The sequence below is a fragment of the Acinetobacter larvae genome, assembly GCF_001704115.1.
Classification (GTDB): domain Bacteria; phylum Pseudomonadota; class Gammaproteobacteria; order Pseudomonadales; family Moraxellaceae; genus Acinetobacter; species Acinetobacter larvae.
The window spans coordinates 3,361,968-3,381,241 of sequence record NZ_CP016895.1; the positions used below are offsets into that span (position 1 = coordinate 3,361,968).

At 41.0% G+C, this 19,274-nt stretch carries 13 protein-coding genes; 6 read left to right on the forward strand and 7 right to left on the reverse strand.

What is annotated here, in order from left to right:
• The first annotated feature begins 9 nt into the window (after positions 1–9).
• A complete protein-coding gene (locus BFG52_RS14910) occupies positions 10–2,139 on the forward strand; it encodes a TonB-dependent receptor domain-containing protein (protein WP_067557982.1) in 2,130 nt (709 codons plus the stop codon).
• A gap of 186 nt (positions 2,140–2,325) precedes the next feature.
• On the opposite strand, the gene BFG52_RS14915 is transcribed toward BFG52_RS14910, so the two are convergent.
• Both BFG52_RS14915 and BFG52_RS14920 read right to left on the reverse strand, forming a co-directional pair.
• Positions 2,326–3,216 carry a DMT family transporter gene (locus BFG52_RS14915; protein ID WP_067557985.1) on the reverse strand — a complete coding sequence of 297 codons (891 nt, stop codon included), beginning with the start codon at positions 3,214–3,216 and terminating at the stop codon, positions 2,326–2,328.
• A 177-nt stretch (positions 3,217–3,393) separates the two neighbouring features.
• Entirely contained in the window at positions 3,394–4,050 is a 657-nt protein-coding gene (locus BFG52_RS14920; RefSeq protein ID WP_067557988.1) for a TetR/AcrR family transcriptional regulator, read from the reverse strand.
• Positions 4,051–4,175: 125 nt separating this feature from the next.
• Here BFG52_RS14920 and BFG52_RS14925 point away from each other — a divergent pair, with 125 nt between their 5' ends.
• The 4 genes from BFG52_RS14925 to BFG52_RS14940 all read left to right on the forward strand — a co-directional run bounded on the left by BFG52_RS14925 (position 4,176) and on the right by BFG52_RS14940 (position 7,895).
• Positions 4,176–5,423, forward strand: coding sequence for an MFS transporter (locus tag BFG52_RS14925; protein WP_067557991.1), 1,248 nt, complete (start codon positions 4,176–4,178; stop codon positions 5,421–5,423).
• A gap of 253 nt (positions 5,424–5,676) precedes the next feature.
• Positions 5,677–6,222: a glutathione peroxidase gene (locus BFG52_RS14930; protein ID WP_067557994.1), complete on the forward strand. Its 546-nt coding sequence runs from the start codon at positions 5,677–5,679 to the stop codon at positions 6,220–6,222.
• 392 nt (positions 6,223–6,614) lie between these two features.
• Positions 6,615–7,139 carry a hypothetical protein gene (locus tag BFG52_RS14935; RefSeq protein ID WP_067557997.1) on the forward strand — a complete coding sequence of 175 codons (525 nt, stop codon included), beginning with the start codon at positions 6,615–6,617 and terminating at the stop codon, positions 7,137–7,139.
• Positions 7,140–7,307: 168 nt separating this feature from the next.
• The gene (locus tag BFG52_RS14940) at positions 7,308–7,895 is read left to right on the forward strand and encodes a hypothetical protein (protein ID WP_067558000.1); all 588 of its coding nucleotides are present in this window, start codon (positions 7,308–7,310) and stop codon (positions 7,893–7,895) included.
• Between the two features lie 187 nt (positions 7,896–8,082).
• Here the strand turns inward: BFG52_RS14940 and adhP are convergent, their stop codons facing one another.
• The 5 genes from adhP to lpxO all read right to left on the reverse strand — a co-directional run bounded on the left by adhP (position 8,083) and on the right by lpxO (position 16,609).
• A complete protein-coding gene (gene adhP / locus BFG52_RS14945; protein WP_067558002.1) occupies positions 8,083–9,114 on the reverse strand; it encodes an alcohol dehydrogenase AdhP in 1,032 nt (343 codons plus the stop codon).
• A gap of 203 nt (positions 9,115–9,317) precedes the next feature.
• On the reverse strand, positions 9,318–9,905 hold the full coding sequence (pgsA, locus tag BFG52_RS14950; RefSeq protein WP_067558005.1) for a CDP-diacylglycerol--glycerol-3-phosphate 3-phosphatidyltransferase: 588 nt from the start codon (positions 9,903–9,905) through the stop codon (positions 9,318–9,320).
• Positions 9,906–10,115: 210 nt separating this feature from the next.
• Positions 10,116–11,915, reverse strand: coding sequence for an excinuclease ABC subunit UvrC (gene uvrC, locus BFG52_RS14955; protein WP_067558008.1), 1,800 nt, complete (start codon positions 11,913–11,915; stop codon positions 10,116–10,118).
• Between the two features lie 198 nt (positions 11,916–12,113).
• Positions 12,114–14,798: a TonB-dependent receptor domain-containing protein gene (locus tag BFG52_RS14960; RefSeq protein WP_067558012.1), complete on the reverse strand. Its 2,685-nt coding sequence runs from the start codon at positions 14,796–14,798 to the stop codon at positions 12,114–12,116.
• 890 nt (positions 14,799–15,688) lie between these two features.
• Complete coding sequence (gene lpxO, locus BFG52_RS14965; RefSeq protein ID WP_067558015.1) at positions 15,689–16,609, reverse strand: lipid A hydroxylase LpxO; 921 nt, start codon at positions 16,607–16,609, stop codon at positions 15,689–15,691.
• 501 nt (positions 16,610–17,110) lie between these two features.
• Between lpxO and fadB the strand changes: the two genes are divergently transcribed.
• On the forward strand, positions 17,111–19,264 hold the full coding sequence (gene fadB / locus BFG52_RS14970) for a fatty acid oxidation complex subunit alpha FadB (RefSeq protein ID WP_067558018.1): 2,154 nt from the start codon (positions 17,111–17,113) through the stop codon (positions 19,262–19,264).
• Positions 19,265–19,274 lie beyond the last annotated feature (10 nt).

Genomic DNA, 19,274 nt, shown 5'->3' on the forward strand with positions numbered 1-19,274 from the left:
GCAATACTCATGTCTCAAAAATTTAACTTACAGCCTCTTGTGGCTGCGATGGCACTCATCTGCACCTCGACCCTTAGCTTGGCACATAATGGTGAAGAACATCATCCGAAAACCATGGCACCGATTGTCCTTACGGCGCAAAAAGCCAATGATGCCAATGGTTTGGTTATTCATGCCGATCCTAAACAACCGACCCAACCTATTCCAGCAGTTGATGGTGCAGCCTATTTACAAAGTATTATTGGCTTTAACCAAGTGAAAAGTGGTGGTGCCAACAGTGATGTAACTTTCCGTGGCATGTTTGGTTCACGCATTAAAATCTTAACTGACGGCACAGAAAATTTAGGTGCCTGCCCAAGCCGTATGGATAGTCCAACATCTTATATATCACCAGAAAGTTACGACCGCATTACGGTCATCAAAGGCCCCCAAACCGTTCAATATGCGCATACCGGTTCAGCGGCAACCGTTAGCTTTGAACGTGAACCAGAAAAACTAACTGCGGACAAAGCTTATCGCGGTCAAGCCAGTGTACTGATCGGTTCTTATGGTCGCCTAGATCATAATGTCGAAGCAGCAATCGGCGATGAAACGAAATATGCACGTCTTAATAGTAGTCGTTCTGTTTCTGACAGTTATCAAGATGGTGATGGCAACAAAGTGCCATCTGACTGGAAAAAATGGAATGCGGACCTCGCACTAGGTTGGACCCCGGATGATGACACATGGTTGGAACTCAAAGGGGGTAAAAGCGATGGTGAAATGATGTACGCTGGACGTGGCATGGATGGCTCACAATTTAAACGTGAGAGTTTAGGTTTCTCTATACAAAAGAAAAACCTGACACCAATCATCCAACAAGTCGATGCACAAATTGACTATAGCTATAATGACCATATTATGGACAATTTTAGCTTACGTACTCCGCCACGCATGGGATCTGGTGGTGGTCATGGGCATAGCATGCATATGGCACATAGCAGGCCTAAAGCGCATGCACAAACAATGCAACACGGCAGTCACGATATGGGGCATGGCAGTCATGATATGGGACCCAATCGTATGTCTATGCAAGTCACACGGCGTACGCTCAACGCCCGCGCCAATATGACATTGGCATGGGACAAATTTAAACTGATTACGGGTGTAGATTCACAGCAAAATAAGCATGGCGGTAATATGCTCATGCTCGACATGCCCAATATGAGTTCTGATTTCTTTACCAATATGAAATTTGAATCTTATGGTGCCTTTGGGGAATTAAGTTACCAACTCAATGATGCCAATACAGTAATCACTGGTGTACGTGTTGACCAAAGCAAAATCAGCAATTTCCAACGCGATCAAAAACCGACCCAAACACGTAAAGAAACACTTCCTAGCGCTTTTATCCGTTTAGAAAATGAAATGGATCAACAGGGGCTCAAAAGCTATATCGGTTTAGGGTATGTGGAGCGTGTACCTGATTATTGGGAGCTATTTAGCACTACCGCTTATCATAGCAATGACAATGTTTTTCGTGATCTGAAAAATGAAAAAACCACACAACTTGATATGGGCTTGCAATACGATCGTGGAGCATTCAATGCGTGGGCTTCCGCTTATGCTGGTCAAGTGAATGATTTTATCTTGATGCGTTATGTGGATGGTAAAGCCAAAAGCCGTAATATCGATGCCAACATCGCTGGGGCTGAAGCTGGGGTTGGCTATCAATTTAACGATCATATTCAAGCCGATCTAAGCGCGATGTATGCTTGGGGTAAAAACAAAGATGACCATAAACCATTGGCACAGATTTCACCACTAGAAGGTCGTATGAATCTACGCTATGTCGCCGACAAATATAATGTTGGTTTATTATGGCGTGTTGTGGCTTCACAGAATCGAGTGAGTTTAAATGACGGTAATATCGTTGGATATGACTTAAAGAAAAGCGATTCTTTTAATACCCTATCGCTGAATGCAACATATAATCTCAGTTCTGGTATAGATTTATCTGTAGGGGTAGACAATCTATTCAATACCTCATATACAGAGCATCTCAATAAACTGGGTAACGCTGGTTTTGGTTATGCTGTTGACCAGCAATTTAATAATATTGGCCGCAACTATTGGGCACGAATGAGCATGAAGTTCTAAGCTGAATATGAGTGCTTAAGCTTTAAAGCAACACGCATCGTTAACCATTCAAAATAGCCAAGCACTATATAGGCTTGGCTATTTTTATGATTGCCAATGATGCAAATATTTATATTGATTGTGAACACAATAAATAGTGAGCTCATCAGCTGTGCAATCAACGCGCTTTACATACAACAGCCTTGATTAAATTTTGCTTTTCTTTTGTGCCAATAAAATACCCAACAAAATGAGTAAACCACCGAAAGTATGCGCACTGGTCCATGCTTCATTCAGCCAGATATTGGCAATAATTGCCGTAAAAACAGGCATCAAATTCATGAAAATAGATGTCCGATTAGGACCAATATTTTGTACGGCTAACATCCATAAAAATGGTGCAATCAAAGATGGAAATAATCCAGCATAAATAACGCTGGCTGCATTTTCAGCATTTATTGGGTCTAGACCTAACCAAGCGATAAAAGGTAGGTGATAAATCAATGCAAAGCCAATTTGAATATAAAGGCTCAACAGTAATGGTACTTTTAATTGCCATTTTTTCAGAAACACCCCATAGAAGGCATAGAAAAATACCGCAAAAATCATCAGTAAATCGCCAAAGTGCGCACCCAGCTGTAATAGACTGGACCAATCACCTTTACTCATGACATAGAGCAAACCCACCAAGGATAAAATACTGCCGACCACGGCATAAAGGTTGGGACGTACCTTTAAAATTGCCAAAGAGACAAAAATAGTGAAGATCGGAATAAATGCATTGATAATTCCCATATTGGTTGCGGTGGTCTCATGTGATGCCACATAGGCAAGCCCTTGATAGAGCACCATACCAAAAGCACTGAGGACAGCAAACTCTACAAAATAAGTCTTAATCAAATGTCGCTGCTGCCAAGTTTTATGCAGCATAAATGGTGTCAATACAATAAAAGCCACCAACCAACGGTAAAAACTAATACTGACTGGAGAAATATAATCTGCAACATAGCGCGTCACAGCAATATTTAACGACCAAATAAAAACTGCCAACATTGGCAAGCATAAAGCCCACCATGCTGCGGATGACTTTTGATTCATAATACCAACTCAAATAGGATTAGGCTTCAAGATCAGACATGTCTGATCTGACTAAAATGCGGAATTTCAGACAATAATACTAAAATTAAATATTAAAATAACAACGATGATAAGGTATCAAAGCGCTCTATACCGGCTTAAATCTTTAGCTCAATATGTAAGCCTTGAGCTAAAGATTTAAGCCTTAACACCAATAAAGCTATGCCATGTTTGCATGGCATGATCAACCACGCCATTTAACTGAGCCAAAGATGCACCATCACGTGCTTGCAAACTCAAGCCTTGTAAGATCGTGGTGTAATAATCGGTCATGGCCTGAATATCTACTGTATCGGGTAAATCGCCCTGTTGTTGCCCTTGTAACAAGCGTTTAAAAATCTTTAACTTGCTCTGCTGCCGTCGACTGACAATATCATGCTGAATCGGTTGATTATGTTCCGAACAGTTCATGGTCGCAACCACCAACATACACCCCGTCGGTTTATTTTCCTGCACCAAACGTTTGGCATTTTCATACATCAACAACTCTAGTGCTGCCTTAGCGGTCTTGGCTTCTTTAAAAATAAGATCGGTAGGACAAGCCTCGTGTTCTAAATAATAGTCCAAACAACGTTTAAACAATTGCGCTTTATCGCCAAAACTACTGTAAAGACTAGGTGCAGTAATTTGCAATGCTTGTGTTAAGTCACTAATTGCGGTCGCTTCATAGCCATATTGCCAAAATAACAACATGGCACGTTCTAGCGCTTGTTGTTCATCAAAACACTTCGGACGCCCACGTTTCTTCGGTGCTGTAATCGGCACATCTGGATTATCTGTTAAGGAATTCTGCATATGGTTCACATTATTTTTTATAACGATCGTTACCAAATTAATTGACAGGCAGAAAAAATTCAAATATTTTTTATTTCATAACGATCGTTACTAAATTATCAGTTTCTCTTTTAGGACCCTGTCATATGACGTCTCTATCCGAGCCCACGGCCTCACAGTCTAAGCCCAGCCCATCTGAAGCATTCAGTTCATCTGAACATCGTCAAGGAAGCTGGCTCGCACTCATTACCACAGCAGTGACTGCATTTATCTTGGTCACCAGTGAGTTTCTACCCATTGGGGTACTCAATAGCATTGCTGCTGACCTACAGGTCAGTACTGGCACAGCGGGTTTAGTGATTACTTTGCCCGGCATTATGGCTGCATGTGCAGCACCGTTATTGCCTGTTTTTATTAAAAATTTAGACCGTCGTTATTTACTTATTGCCTTAACTGCTGTCACCATCCTTGCCAATTTACTCACCGCTTGGTCAGAAAGTTTTGCCCTATTGTTGTTGAGCCGATTAGTTTTAGGCATTGCCATTGGTGGCTTTTGGGCAACCGCGATAGCTTTGAGTGGGCGTTTAGCACCTCGTCATGTGCCCATTGCCAAAGCCAATGCAGTCGTCATGGCTGGTGTTACCTTTGCAACTGTGCTTGGCGTACCATTGGGTACATGGCTTAGTACCTTCTGGGGCTGGCGAAGTGCTTTTTTTATCACCGCAATGGTGGCCATTCTTGCACTGATCTTAGAGTTAATGTATCTCCCCAAACTGAAGCCTCAAAGTGTTATCCGCTTACATGATTTACCCAGCCTATTTAGAGAAGTTAAAGCCCGTAAAGGCTTACTGATTATTTTATTTGTCGGGCTTGCGCATTTTTCTTCTTATAGCTATTTAGCACCATTCTTTAAAAATGTTGCGGGCTTCAGTCCAACAACCATCAGTAGTCTACTGCTATTATTTGGTGCAGCAGGCATACTCGGGAATGCCTTCGCAGGTTATAGTGGCAATATCAATGTGCGTTATAGCTTTGCATTTGTGGCACTGTGTTTTGCCATCGTCTTTGTTAGCTTTCCAACGCTCGCCATTTATAGCTCTGGTGCATTTATCTTAACTGCACTATGGGGTTTTGCCTTTGGTGCATTTCCGACCACAGCCAACATCTGGATGTTTGTACATGCTCCACAAGCAGTAGAAAAAGGTATGCCATTATTTGTAGGGGTTTTTCAGGTCATGATTGCCACCGGTTCATTACTGGGGGGGTATATCGTTGATCATTTTAGTGCCAATATCTTGCTTTATAGCGTACTGATTTTTGTAGCCATTGCCATGCTCAGTATCTTCACTTGGTCACGTGGGCTCAATAACCCCAAAATCTCATGTGAAGGTTAAAAGCTTTGTTCTCTAGCATTCAATACACATCGGCATGTCTAGCCTTCAAACCAAGTCTTAAAACCTAGTCTTAAAACCTAGTCCTCAAACCGAGTCTTAAAATAAGTGCCTACTTATTTTAGCCAGAAAGCGCATCTCTTGCGCTTTTTCTGTAAACTAAAAACGCAGATAGAAAAATCTCTACCTGCGCCTAACCTGATTAACCTCTAACCCAATCAATATATAGCCATCACACACTCTTCAAGGAAGCACTATGAGTCAGTCTGTTTATAATATTGCAGTTAAAACAATCGATGCTCAACATATCAATCTTGAACATTATCAAGGTAAAGTTCTACTCATTGTCAATGTGGCATCTAAATGCGGGCTTACACCACAGTACCAAGGTCTAGAACAACTTTATCAAGAAAAAAATACGCAAGGTTTAGAAATTTTAGCTTTTCCAAGCAATGACTTCTTACAACAAGAACCGGGTAGCGATGCTGAAATCGCTGAATTTTGTAATCTCGAATACAATGTACACTTTCCATTATTTTCAAAAATAACAGTCGTTGGCCCAGATAAACATCCGCTTTATCAAACGCTCATCAGCGCTATTCCACAACGTGAAGGTGAAGGTCCGTGGTGGGATGACTTAGTCGAATATGGTCTAAGCCCCAATAACCCACCGGAAGTTTTGTGGAATTTTGAAAAATTTCTCATCAATAAAAAAGGAGAAGTGGTTGCACGTTTTGCACCCGATATTACGGCCGATGACCCGCGTCTTTTGGCAAAAATTGATGAGCTGTTAGCAGAGTAAATCAATCGCTGCCATCATCCCGATGCGCACCTTTTCCACAGCATAAAACGCTCGATCACTTGTGTGATTTCACTAAAAATCACACAAGTTTTTTTATTTTAAAATATCTTTGCAAAAAACTACTGATTATTTTTTGGCTTTTTAATTTTAGATAAAATACTGTAATTTCGATAAATTTGTAGAAAAGTTTGCATAGAGAGAATGGATGATTTGTCATAGAATCGTTAGCATTATCTAGTAAAATATATCCTTATCAGTTATTGTAATAAAGTGATGTAATTCGCAAATATTTGATCTATTAGGGTTTATTCTAATACTCTTAGTGTTTAATCCCTAAAAGATATCATTGAAACTTTAATACCAATCCTCAGATAAAACATTAGGATAAAACTATGAAAAAACTACTGCTTGCTTCAATGTGTGTAGCAACTGCTTTAACGATAAGTGCCTGTGATAAAAAACAACCTGCAACGGAAAGTGCTACAACCACATCTGGTGCAACTGCCCTTGTATTAAGCCATGACAATGTTGCTGATATTAAGAGCGATCTAGAAAGCTTCAGCAACTTGCAAAAATCTCAAGAAGCAAAAGTAAATGAATTCCAAGCCAAAGTCACCGCTGCAATGCAAAAAGGTGGTAAAGAAGCACAGGAAGAAGGCATCAAAGAATTTAAAAAATTCTTTGAAGAGTTTAGCAAAAGCTTTGATGAGATTAAGCTGAAAAGTGCTGAAGTCGATGATCTTCGTAATAAATATAAAGACATGCAAGGTCAAGTTGTTGAAATGATGGAAATCAGTACTTCTGGTCAACCAGATGCCAACAAAATGATGGAATTACAAAAGAAAATTACTGAATCTACAACCGCATTCCAAGCATCATTCGATGAGATTCAAACCAAAATCGATGCTGCAAAATAATGCATCCAAAGATGGGGTCGTGCTTCATGACGATCTCATCTCCATTCCATATCGCTCAGCCGTGGCGTGCTGGTTCTATACTGTATTGATTGGTGCACAAATACTTCAAAGTTTCTTCATGAGCGCCGTCTAAACTCTAAAGTCGATCCTAGCAGCGGTGAGTTCAGCATGGGGAAATTTCTATCGGGCATTTTGCTCCCCTTTATTTTATTTGCAAGCGGCATTCTTTTATTGTCCTGTACCCCTCCACCAGAAGATACAGCAGCGCATGAGCGTTCAAGTGCCAGTGCTTCTGTAGCAAGCACGCCTAAAGACAGTAGTTTACTCGCGACGATCCAAGATATTGCCCGTGTGCAACTACAAACCAGCCGCTATATTAGTCAAATCAAACAAAGCCAAGCAGATTTACAAGATGCGCTGGCTCAAGGTGATCGACCAGCGATTCAAAACAGCCTTGCAGCATTAAACCAACAACTGACCGATTTTAAACTGGCACTCAACGAGGTCAATCTCAGCACAGCAGAAGCGACCGCACTACGCCAAAATATTATTCAAGTGACAGATAAATTGCTCAACAATGCCAATCTCAAAGATCAATCTATATTGGCAACTCAAAACATTGAGAAAATTCAAATACAACTCGATCGTATACAAAACGATATCTTTAAGCTCAATACCCTATTCGAGGCTACAACAACTACAGAGGATGCCGCATCCAGTACCACAGCGCAGCACAGCACAAAAACATCAAATTAAGCGATATTTTCTGGCATTTGTACAGAGCACAGGCATGCATCTTAAAAGATGCCGGCTTTAACAGACTTGCACTTTAATAGACCAGCCATGCTTCAAGAACAAACGCCAGCATATGCTGGCGTTCTTAGATCATGAGAACAATGATGCTACCGTGATTTCAATACCGCTTGCGCTAGGAATCAAAAAATTATTGATTAAAATCAATCACAATACGACCATCGATCTTACCTTGCTCCATCCGTGCAAAAATATCATTAATATTTTCCAATGGCTCTACAGCAATATGCGCTTTGACCTTACCACGTGCAGCAATATCGAGTGCTTCTTTCAAATCTAAACGTGTACCGACAATCGAACCACGTACAGTAATACCGTCGAGTACCATATCAAAAATAGACAGATCAAACTTACCTGGTGGCAAACCGTTCAGCACCATGGTACCACCACGGCGAATCACCGATACAGCTTGTTCAAACGCTTTTGGCGATACAGCAGTAACCAGTACGCCATGACAACCTTCTTGACCGGTTGCATCGAATACCGCTTGTTTCACATCTTGCTTCATGGCGTTAATCACCACATCCGCACCAAGTTTTTTGGCTAAATCTAATTTAGAATCATCCACATCGATCGCTACAACATTAAAGCCCATGGTTTTTGCATATTGCACAGCAACATGCCCTAAACCACCGATACCTGAAATTGCAACCCACTCGCCTGTTTGTGCTTCGGTCATTTTCAGACCTTTATATACCGTCACACCCGCACACAAAATCGGTGCGATCTCGAGTAGGTCAACACCTTCTGGAATCACTCCAACATATTCACCATCTGCCAAACAGTATTCGGCAAAACTACCGTTAACTGAATAACCAGAGTTTTGTTGTTGCTTACATAGTGTTTCCCAACCAGCATAGCAATGATCACAATGACCACAGGCTGAATATAACCAAGGAATACCGACTGTATCACCCACTTTTAAATGGTTAATTCCTTCACCAATTTCCACCACCTTGCCCACGCCTTCATGACCTGGAATAAACGGTAAGCTTGGTTTAATCGGCCAGTCGCCATGCATCGCATGTAAATCGGTATGACAAACCCCTGTTGCGATCATTTTAACCAATACTTTACCGTGACTTACTTTTGGTATTTCTACGTCCTTTATTTCTAATGGTTGGCCAAATTCTGTTACCACTGCTGCTTTCATTGTTGTCATGCTTTATCTCCTTTTAATCCACATGTACATCTGAAAATCTTTCTCATTTGACAATATGATGACTTAGGTAGGAGTTAGGTAGGTATTGCGAATGTCGTTTTATTTAAAGTGCTATTTTTATAGCAAAAAATCAGCTCAAAAAAACAAGACCGATGCATGACATCGGTCTTGTGATCAGATTAAAACAATATTTCAGTTTAAGTCTAAGGCTGTTTTAGGAATGGCCAAGCTGCCTTTAAATAAATGAACATCGACCATAACGTGAGCACTACTGCGGTGTAGAGCAAGGTATAAGCCAAAATATCGAGCGCTTGCCAGTTCAATAAAAATACCGAGATCGCAATCATTTGAAAGGCGGTTTTATATTTGCCCACAGTTGATACCGCAACACTGGTTCTTGCCCCCAGCTCTGCCATCCATTCTCGTAGTGCAGAAACGGTTATTTCTCTAGAAATAATCACAATTGCAGCAAATGCCATGGCGATACTGGGTCGCCATTGCACCAATACGATCAACGCTGTTGCAACCATAAGTTTGTCGGCGACTGGGTCTAAAAAACGACCAAAAGCAGAGCTTTGATTTAAGCTTCTAGCCAAATAACCATCAAACCAATCTGTTAGCGCAGCAACAATAAATATACCGGTTAAAATTGCATGACGTAGCATGCCGCCATTATATTCGCCCACCCCAATTGCCGGCGGCCAGTAAGCGACCAATAAAAATACTGGAATTAAGGCAATACGCGCCAGCGTCAAAATATTTGGGATATTCAGGATACGACCTGTAGTCATAGACACCGCCAGTTTGCTTCCTCAATAAACATAAAACTGAGGTAAAAATCAATTGGCTTACTTTAAACGATTCCCCCGCAACTGTCGACTAGCGAAACGCAGTGGTTCTCATTACAGCAGCTTTTTCACCTTAAAGTTGACTTATGGTTATCAGTTTTGACGAGTATGCCAGCAGTGCATAGATGACATCCCCTCTGTTTCATCATAAGGCTATTCGTGCAACACCTTATAGATGGTCCGTGCCATATTGGGACCAATACCAGGAACCAACAAAAGTTCTTTTTCTGCTGCTTTGAGTACGCCTTGAATGCCACCAAAATGGGTTAATACATCTCGACGACGTTTAGGACCTAAGCCCGGAATCGCTTCCAATACCGATGTGCTACGCCGTTTATCTCGTTTAGCACGATGCCGCGTTATGGCAAAACGATGCGCTTCATCTCGTACCTGCTGGATCAAATGCAATGCCTTATGATCATGTGCCAGTTGAATCTTACGACCATCGGTAAAGTGTAAGGTTTCCAAGCCAGGTTTACGCCCCTCGCCCTTAGATACCCCGACCATAAAAGCATTGAGCCCTAAATCTTGCATGACTTGCATCGCCATATGCAGCTGTCCTTTACCGCCGTCAATCAACAGTAAATCTGGCAACATATTTTTCTTATAACGACGCGTTAATGCTTGACGCATTGCGGCATAATCGTCACCCGCTTGAATACCATCGATAGCAAACTGGCGATAATCCCGTTTTCGTGCCCCACCGCTGTCAAATACCACACAAGATGCAATGGTTGCCTCCCCCATGGTATGAGAAATATCAAAACATTCTATACGATCAATAGATCGCCCCAATACTTCTTGTAGCTGATGAAAACGCTCATGTAATTCTAAATGATTGCTCAATTTACCCTTAATAGCATGTTGTACATTCATTTCGGCGAGCTCAAGCCATTCAGCACGAGTTTCTCGGACATGATGTTTGATCTGAACTTTTTGTTGAAATTGTTGTGCTAAGGCCAAAGCCAGTTCAGCACTGTTGGGCAGTGCTACATTGACAATCAATTCACTGGGTACTTCATCGGCAACTTGGAAATAAAAATTGGCAATAAATTCAGATAACAAATCCGATAAGTCATCGCCTTGCATATCGGGGAAATAAGCTTTTCCGCCTAACATTTTGCCATTACGCACATGCATAATTTGCACGCAAGTCACGCCAAACTGGCTGGCAATGGCTAAAATATCGGCCTCACCTTTGACTTTATAAATCGCTTGCTGTGCTTGTACATCTCTTAATAGAGCCATTCGATCACGATAAAACACTGCCTTTTCAAATTCTAAAGCTTCGGCCGCCGCTTCCATTTTTGTAATCAATTCTTGATTCAGTTCTTGGCTATCACCTTGTAAAAAACGAATCGAATTCTGTACGTCTTCTTGATACTCAGCCGCTGAAATAAGCCCTACACAGGGGGCAGAACAGCGTTTAATTTGATATTGCAAACATGGTCGTTTACGTTGTGAAAAATAGCTATTTTCACATTGCCGGACATTAAATAATTTTTGTAATACCAATAATGTATCTCGTGCATTATAGGCACTTGGATAAGGACCAAAAAATTTGCCTGCTTGGTGTTTGCCTTTACCACGCCCGCTAGCAATCCGTGGATAGGGCTTATCACTCGACACAAAGATATAAACATAGGACTTATCATCGCGCAGCATAATATTATAAGGCGGGCGATGTAGTTTAATTAGATTTTGCTCAAGTAACAGTGCTTCTGTTTCTGAGCGTACCACCAAAGTTTCGATATCATAAATTCGTGCGACCAAAGCTAGCGTTTTGGGATGCTCAAGGGTCTTTACAAAATAACTCGATACACGATTTTTTAGATTTTTTGCTTTACCCACATATAATAACTCCCCCTCTTTACCAAGCATTTTATAAACGCCGGGTAATTGGGTCATATGCGTGAGTAGCTTTTCAATATGTTGGCGGGCATTTTCGTTCACAGTGGACCTTCGCGCTAGCTTGAACTATCTTAATGGATGTCATTGCGCTTATTTTCAAGCCACAACTTTTAAAGATCAAGCTGTAAACGATTTAACTAGATCTGCTAGAGATTGGCATTCTTCTAAAATCTAAAACTTAGAATCTAGAACCATAACAATCTCTGCAGCACTATTTTATAGGTTTATAGGCATCACTGTTTATAACTTTAGCTGAAGACCTAAGCTCATGGTACGACCAGGCGCTGGCATATAACTTAAGGCCAAAGGATCTAGATAATAACGATTGGTGATATTTTGAATGGAAAAGTTTAAAGCAATATGAGGATTAATTTGATAGTCGGCAAATAGATCAATCAAATGTACAGATTCATATTTCATTTGCGGTGTTGTCGCCCCGGTTTGCCAAGGCTTATTGAGGGTATTCTTTGGTCCCGCACTATAACTATAGCGTGACCCTAGCACCAGCTTCTGATCAAACAGGCGCGTCCCAATGGTCAGATTGCTTGAATATTTAGGCGGATTTTGGGTATTTAAATAAGATCCCATAAAACCACCAGCGGTACAGTCTGGCGTGTTCGCCAAGCGACCTCCCGTACTGCGTAGATGGGCAGCAAAACGCGCATCGCAAGATTCGATTTTAAAATATCTGGTCGCAGAAAAGTCTATAAAGAACGTGTCCTGATCATATTTACTTTGTAATTCTAGCCCGCTATTTCTAAAATGATCGAGATTACTAAAGGTCATTGCACCATAACTACGCGGATCATAATAACGGGTAATAAAATGATCAATATCATTATGGAAATAGTTTAGTTTAGCGCTAAAGCCTTGTTGATTATCGTGTATAAAGCCCAATTCCCAGCTTTTCGCTAACTCTGGTTTTAAGTCTTCCCCAGGTTTAATCTGCTGCGTTCCCAAGCTGGTTTCCAATAAAGAGGGCATACGATGTTTTGCGGTATAACTTAAATAAGCACGCTGCTGCGGGGTAAATTGATAGCTCACACCCATATGCGGAGCCAACCCATGTTGGCGTTGATCGGGTTTTTCTAGACCTTTATATCCGACCACTACACTCGAATATTCACTTTTCTGCACATTCGTTTTCACCCCTGCACCAAAGTCATTCAATAACTTGCCCTGTAGCGGATTATTGGTATCGGTAAAAACCACTGCATTATTTAAACGTGGGTCTGTCTTGTCTGTGAATTGCCCATTGGCATCGGCAAACCAATACATCTGACCAGACTCACCTGCAGCATTTCGTACATTGACAAAACGTAGCAGTTTATTTTCCCGAATGGCACGATATTGTTTATTAAAATCACGAACCTTGTTGTGGTTATAATTCAATCCCGCCCAGATATTTAATCTTTCGATCGGGAAATAATCAAGCTTCAATGCCAAACTATAATCTTGGCGCTCAGCATCACGCATGACTTTATTTTGATATAAGTCAAAAATACTAATATTGGCATTAGACTGTGGTTTTAAGCGTTCGTATTGCAAGGCAACACCGCTACTTAATACAAACTTACCCCATGGACTATCTAACTTGCTTTTATTATTAAACTCTAATCCATAGCGGTTATTTTCTTGGGGTGACCACGCGCGATCGCGACGAAACATCTGGCTGGCTGGCGCAAAAAATGCAGCGCCAAGCTGATTGGTTTTGGCTTGTGTCATCCAAAACTGCGTATTGAAATCAATCCAATCATATTGCTTCGGTTGATAATCATAACGAGCACTCAAGGTATGCATACGGACTTTGCCCAATGGATACTGATTAATATTGGCTGAGCCATAACGATAAATATCCGAAGGCATCACATCACCAAACTGGCTGTCGCTATCGATATAACTTAAATTTACTTGATGACCTTGACGTGGACGCAATACCGCTTTGAGTAATAAGGAACGCGTATCGGAAGATGAATTGAGCACTTCTTCACCTTCGCCATACATTTTAGCAACGCTCCTGAGTTCATCGCCATTGGGATTAAATTTGCGGTAACGATCTTGACCATGTTTGCCAGAAAAATAATTACCTTGTATACGTTGGGCATAAGCTGCGATTAAATCGAGCTGATCACTGCGCCAAGCGCTGGCGATACTGCCTGAACGTGCTTGGGAGGAGAATAAATCGCCCTGATGTTGAGACGTTGGTACTTGCAAGGCAATTTTAGGATCATAATGTTCCGGCTGCCTTTGCGCTTTACGACCATTATCACTGAGCTGTCCAGTAATCCGCAGCCCCGAACTTTTGCCTGGTAGCAGAATATCCTCAACGCCCAAACTGCGCATTGCAACCGTTCCGCCTATGGCACCGCCAGCTTTGGCAGATGGACCTTTGTGAATATCAACGCTGGAAATTAATAGCGGGTCCACATAACTGCGGTTTTGCATTCCAGCATACCCCCGATAAACATCTAGGCTCTGCTGTGCGCCATCAACCGTGACAGCAACGCGGCTTTGTCCCTGTACACCACGAATATTAACATCCAATGCACCACCATTTCTTGAGTCCCCCAGTTGTACACTGGCTTGACCTTTAAGCATATCTCCAGATGAAATGACAGCAAATCGGGAAAGTGCTTTGGCGTCAATATGATCCAGTGGATTCTCTGGCTGAGCATATAAGGTAATTTCGGATAACCGTACTGAAGGGGCATTTATCTCAGTTGCACGCTTTGCCACCGTTGATGTTTTTGCATTGGGCGTATCTGGTTGTGCCTGTGCTACCCCTATATATCCGCTAGAGATAAAACAAAACACTAAAAACGGGTAAGCATTAAAACGCACCAGATGCTGACTCACAGCAACATTGTGATCGTCTTTATGCTGTTGGAGTGGATATATTCCTTGTTGTATATCTCGACATTTCATGAATTTAATAGCCGCCTAAAATAAATTTTAAATATTTATCAGCCATCAGTTCATCTGCCCTATTCAATACAACCAACGATGGCATTATGCTGCCTGCTGTATTTTTTTACATTTTACACAGCAATGCCTCGTCATCATCAAATAGGTTTTACCTGATGAGAAAATAAATATATAGATAATAAAAATCAAATAGATAAATTGTTTTTTCTGCTTGTTTATCGATCTGAGATCAAACAATGGATACCAAAATAAAACACTTATTTCTTTTTGTAAACGATAATGAATATCATCTAAAATACATTAAAAATTAACTGCTGATTTATTTTAAAGTTTATAAATAAAAATATTTTTTGCTGTAATAAATAGAGCGATACAGCATGCTTTGATAATATTTTGCATTGAATATTCAATGTATTAGATTTTTTATTTGCGCTATAACGCTTGATGTTAAACCAGTATTTATTTTATAAGTGCAAATAAAATCAAATATTAATATTTTATTCAATTTCGCATAGCGCTCAGTTGACTTTCTTGGCCAAAATCGTTTAAAGCTGTAGCAAAAGAATTTAAGCCAAGCCTCCACTTGGCTTAAATTGATTTGAAGAGCAAGCGACGCAAAACTAACCGACTGCAAAACCGGACCGGCTGAATAGGCAGGCGATTGCGTTAAAATTTTAGATTTGCCCCCACCAGAAGGCTAGCGGATTGCTGCCCTATATCCAAGCCCTGATGGGTAAGGTTTTAGGGCTAAAAATAAATGCATGCTCAACAAAAAAGCGACTACTGTCGTCGCTTTTTCAAATTCTGGCAAAATCTGCTGCAAAACATTTATCTGCTGTAAAGCATTTAAAAGTGATCGTTTAAATAGTCACACCATAAAGTCAGTTTATCTATACCGCCATAATATAAGGTCGGATGAAAATCATATAAAATGCGCCACCCATCAACGCCCATTTCAATACATAATAAAGCGTACGGTTGGTTTTCTTCAATGCTTTGGCTTTTAGACGAACCTGATAAACATAGGCAAATAATTTATTTAATGCACCAGTTTTATCATGTGCCTCATTGGGAGAGGTTGCAGCGGTCATCACATTACGACCAAACCAGTTATTCAATGCAGTAACCAGCCTAGATTTTAATGGTCGTTCTACATCACAGAATAAGATAATACGATTCTGCTCTGTTTTATTCTCAGCATAATGAATATAAGTTTCATCAAACACCACACTTTTACCATCTCGCCAAGAATAACGTTGCCCATCTACATCAATAAAACAACGGTCATCATTGGGGGTCATTAAACCTAAGTGATAACGTAGTGAGCCTGCATAAGGGTCACGATGCCGCACCAAACGACTATCGGGTGCAAGTTCAGTAAACATTGCGGCCTTAATAGACGGTAAGGTTTTTAATAATGCTGTGGTTTTGGGGCATAATTCAGCAGCGGAAGGATGCGCTGTGTCATACCATTTTAGGTAAAAACGCTTCCAACCAGTTTTAAAGAAGGAGTTAAATCCTAAATCATTATAACTGCTCGATGCTTTAATCCCACCCTGCCGATATAAATTTTGCGCTTCTTCACGAATCATTTCCCAATTGTCATCAAGAACTTTTAAGTCCTCAAAATACTGTGCACTGACATAAGGTTGGTTGGGAACTTTAGAAAAAGCATACATTAGGAAGTTTATCGGTGCGAATAACGTTGAATGGTCAAAGAATTGACGATAAAACGAATGACGCACCTTACCGCGATACTGTATATATAATGCAGAAATAATAAATATCGCCAATATGATCCATTTAATCATAACGCTACTCAATCATATCAAGTCATTTATAAAGAAAGTTTGGCGTGTTATCTAATCACATTCGAATAAATAACGGGTCAATATTACCAAACACAGCGAGTAAGTGTAACAAATGCATCAAGCTGAAATCTATTCTATGTCATAGAGCGACTATTTAATTTTTTACCATGGCTGCTTTAATGTTGGCTTTTGACATTTATGACAAAATACGCTCATGTTTATTCTGTATAAAAGCTGCTAATCCCTTATAAATCGTAGAATAAAATCCTAATAAAAACAAAATCTTTAATTTTACAAATATTTTAAAGAATTTTTGGCTATTTCCCCACCATGAGATTCAACAAAAAAATACATGACCATTGCGTCACGGCTTGATACAACTTGATATGTTCTTTTTAGATATAGTTATCGTAAGATTAGTGAAGCAGGATTGTGTGCATCATTGCATACACGCTTCAAAAACATCAACTTAGAAATCCTCCAAAATAGGGAGATCAGGGCATGATCCACGCTGGCAATGCCATTACCGTTCAAATGCTACAGGACGGTATTGCAGAATTCCGCTTTGACTTACAAGGTGAGTCGGTCAATAAATTTAACCGTGCGACATTAGAAGATTTTAAAGCTGCAATTGCAGCGGTGAAAGCAGATACCCAAATCAAAGGTCTCATCGTGACCAGTGCCAAATCCACTTTTATCGTTGGTGCTGACATTACCGAGTTCGGTGACAATTTTGCGCAAGGTGCAGAAGCCATTGTTGAATGGGCAATGCCTGTTCATGAAGTCTTCAACAGCTTTGAAGACTTAGATATTCCCACAGTTGCTGCCATCAATGGTACCGCACTCGGTGGTGGTTTTGAAATGTGCTTAGTCTGTGACTATCGCGTGATGTCAGAAGCTGCACAAGTTGGACTACCTGAAATTAAACTCGGTATCTACCCAGGTTTCGGTGGTACTGTACGTTTAAGCCGTTTAATTGGTATCGACAATGCCATTGAATGGATGGCGATGGCAGCACCGAAAAAACCAGCTGCAGCACTGAAAGATGGTGCGGTTGATGCAGTTGTGCCAGCAGATAAATTACAAGCTGCCGCAATTGACTTAGTAAAACAAGCATTGGAAGGTCGTTTAGACTGGAAAGCAAAACGTCAAGAAAAGCTTGATCCAGTGAAGCTTAGCCCATTAGAGCAAATGATGGCATTTAATGCTGCGAAAGGTGTGGTACTCGCCAAAGCCAATCCAGCACAATATCCTGCGCCAAAATTACTACTCGACTCATTACAAGCATCTTCTAGTTTGCCACGTAATGAAGCACTTAAAGTAGAAGCTGAAGGTTTTGCCAAAGCCGCAGTAACCCCACAAGCAGAAGCACTGATCGGTCTCTTCTTAAATGACCAACTAGTGAAGAAAACTTCGAAAAAACATGAGAAAGGCGCTCACCCAGTCAATTTAGCTGCGGTACTCGGTGCAGGGATCATGGGTGGTGGTATTGCTTATCAGGCAGCCAGCAAAGGTACACCGATTATCATGAAAGATATTGGTAATCCACAACTAGCGCTTGGTATGAGCGAAGCAAGCAAATTGCTTACCAAACAAGTTGAACGTAAAAAACTTAAACCTGCTCAAATGGGTGAAGTTTTATCACGTATCCGCCCAACTTTAAGCTATGACGAGTTCAAAGATGTTGACATCGTCATCGAAGCGGTTACTGAAAACCCTAAAATCAAAGCTGCGGTACTTGCAGATACTGAAAAAGCGGTTCGTGACAACACTATTATTGCATCCAATACATCAACCATTTCAATCACACGTTTGGCTGAAGCGCTACAACGTCCAGAAAACTTTGTCGGAATGCACTTCTTCAACCCGGTACACATGATGCCTTTGGTCGAAGTGATTCGTGGTGAAAAAACTTCTGATGAAGCGATTGCAAGCACGGTCGTATTGGCACAAAAAATGGGTAAAACCCCAATCGTTGTCAATGACTGCCCAGGTTTCTTGGTAAACCGCGTATTGTTCCCGTACTTTGGTGCTTTTGACTTATTGTTAAAAGACGGTGCTGATTTCCAGCAAATCGATAAAGTCATGGAAAAATTCGGTTGGCCAATGGGTCCTGCTTATCTCATCGATGTGGTCGGTATCGATACCGGTGTACATGGTGCAGAAGTGATGGCTGAAGGCTTCCCAGACCGGATGAAACCTGACTATAAAGGCGCTATTGAAGTCATGTATGACAACAAACGTCTAGGTCAAAAGAACGATGTTGGTTTCTATGCCTATCAGCTAGACCGTAAAGGTAAAAAAGCAAAAACTGTCGATCCAACTGCATACGAACTCATCGCACCGATTGTTACCGGTGAAAAACGTGAGTACGACGCACAAGAAATCATTGACCGTATGATGTTAGCTCTTTGTAACGAAACAGTGCGTTGCTTAGAAGACAACATTGTGGCAACACCTGCAGAAGCAGATATGGCGATGATTATGGGTATCGGTTTCCCACCATTCCGTGGTGGTCCATGCCGTTATATCGACCAAACAGGTGTTGCTGAATATGTTGCGCTTTGCGACAAATATGCACACTTAGGTAAGGCTTATGAAGCGCCACAATTGTTGCGTGACATGGCTGCAAACAATAAAAAATTCTACGGTTAAGGAGCGACGT

Bases quoted from the DNA above. Each gene is read 5' to 3' on its own strand.
- BFG52_RS14930 (WP_067557994.1), top strand. From the start codon at position 5,677: ATGAGTCAGTCTGTTTATAATATTGCAGTTAAAACAATCGATGCTCAA.
- adhP (WP_067558002.1), bottom strand. From the start codon at position 9,114: ATGACAACAATGAAAGCAGCAGTGGTAACAGAATTTGGCCAACCATTA.
- BFG52_RS14920 (WP_067557988.1), bottom strand. From the start codon at position 4,050: ATGCAGAATTCCTTAACAGATAATCCAGATGTGCCGATTACAGCACCG.
- BFG52_RS14925 (WP_067557991.1), top strand. From the start codon at position 4,176: ATGACGTCTCTATCCGAGCCCACGGCCTCACAGTCTAAGCCCAGCCCA.
- lpxO (WP_067558015.1), bottom strand. From the start codon at position 16,609: ATGATTAAATGGATCATATTGGCGATATTTATTATTTCTGCATTATAT.
- BFG52_RS14935 (WP_067557997.1), top strand. From the start codon at position 6,615: ATGAAAAAACTACTGCTTGCTTCAATGTGTGTAGCAACTGCTTTAACG.
- BFG52_RS14940 (WP_067558000.1), top strand. From the start codon at position 7,308: ATGGGGAAATTTCTATCGGGCATTTTGCTCCCCTTTATTTTATTTGCA.
- fadB (WP_067558018.1), top strand. From the start codon at position 17,111: ATGATCCACGCTGGCAATGCCATTACCGTTCAAATGCTACAGGACGGT.
- BFG52_RS14915 (WP_067557985.1), bottom strand. From the start codon at position 3,216: ATGAATCAAAAGTCATCCGCAGCATGGTGGGCTTTATGCTTGCCAATG.
- BFG52_RS14910 (WP_067557982.1), top strand. From the start codon at position 10: ATGTCTCAAAAATTTAACTTACAGCCTCTTGTGGCTGCGATGGCACTC.
- BFG52_RS14960 (WP_067558012.1), bottom strand. From the start codon at position 14,798: ATGAAATGTCGAGATATACAACAAGGAATATATCCACTCCAACAGCAT.
- pgsA (WP_067558005.1), bottom strand. From the start codon at position 9,905: ATGACTACAGGTCGTATCCTGAATATCCCAAATATTTTGACGCTGGCG.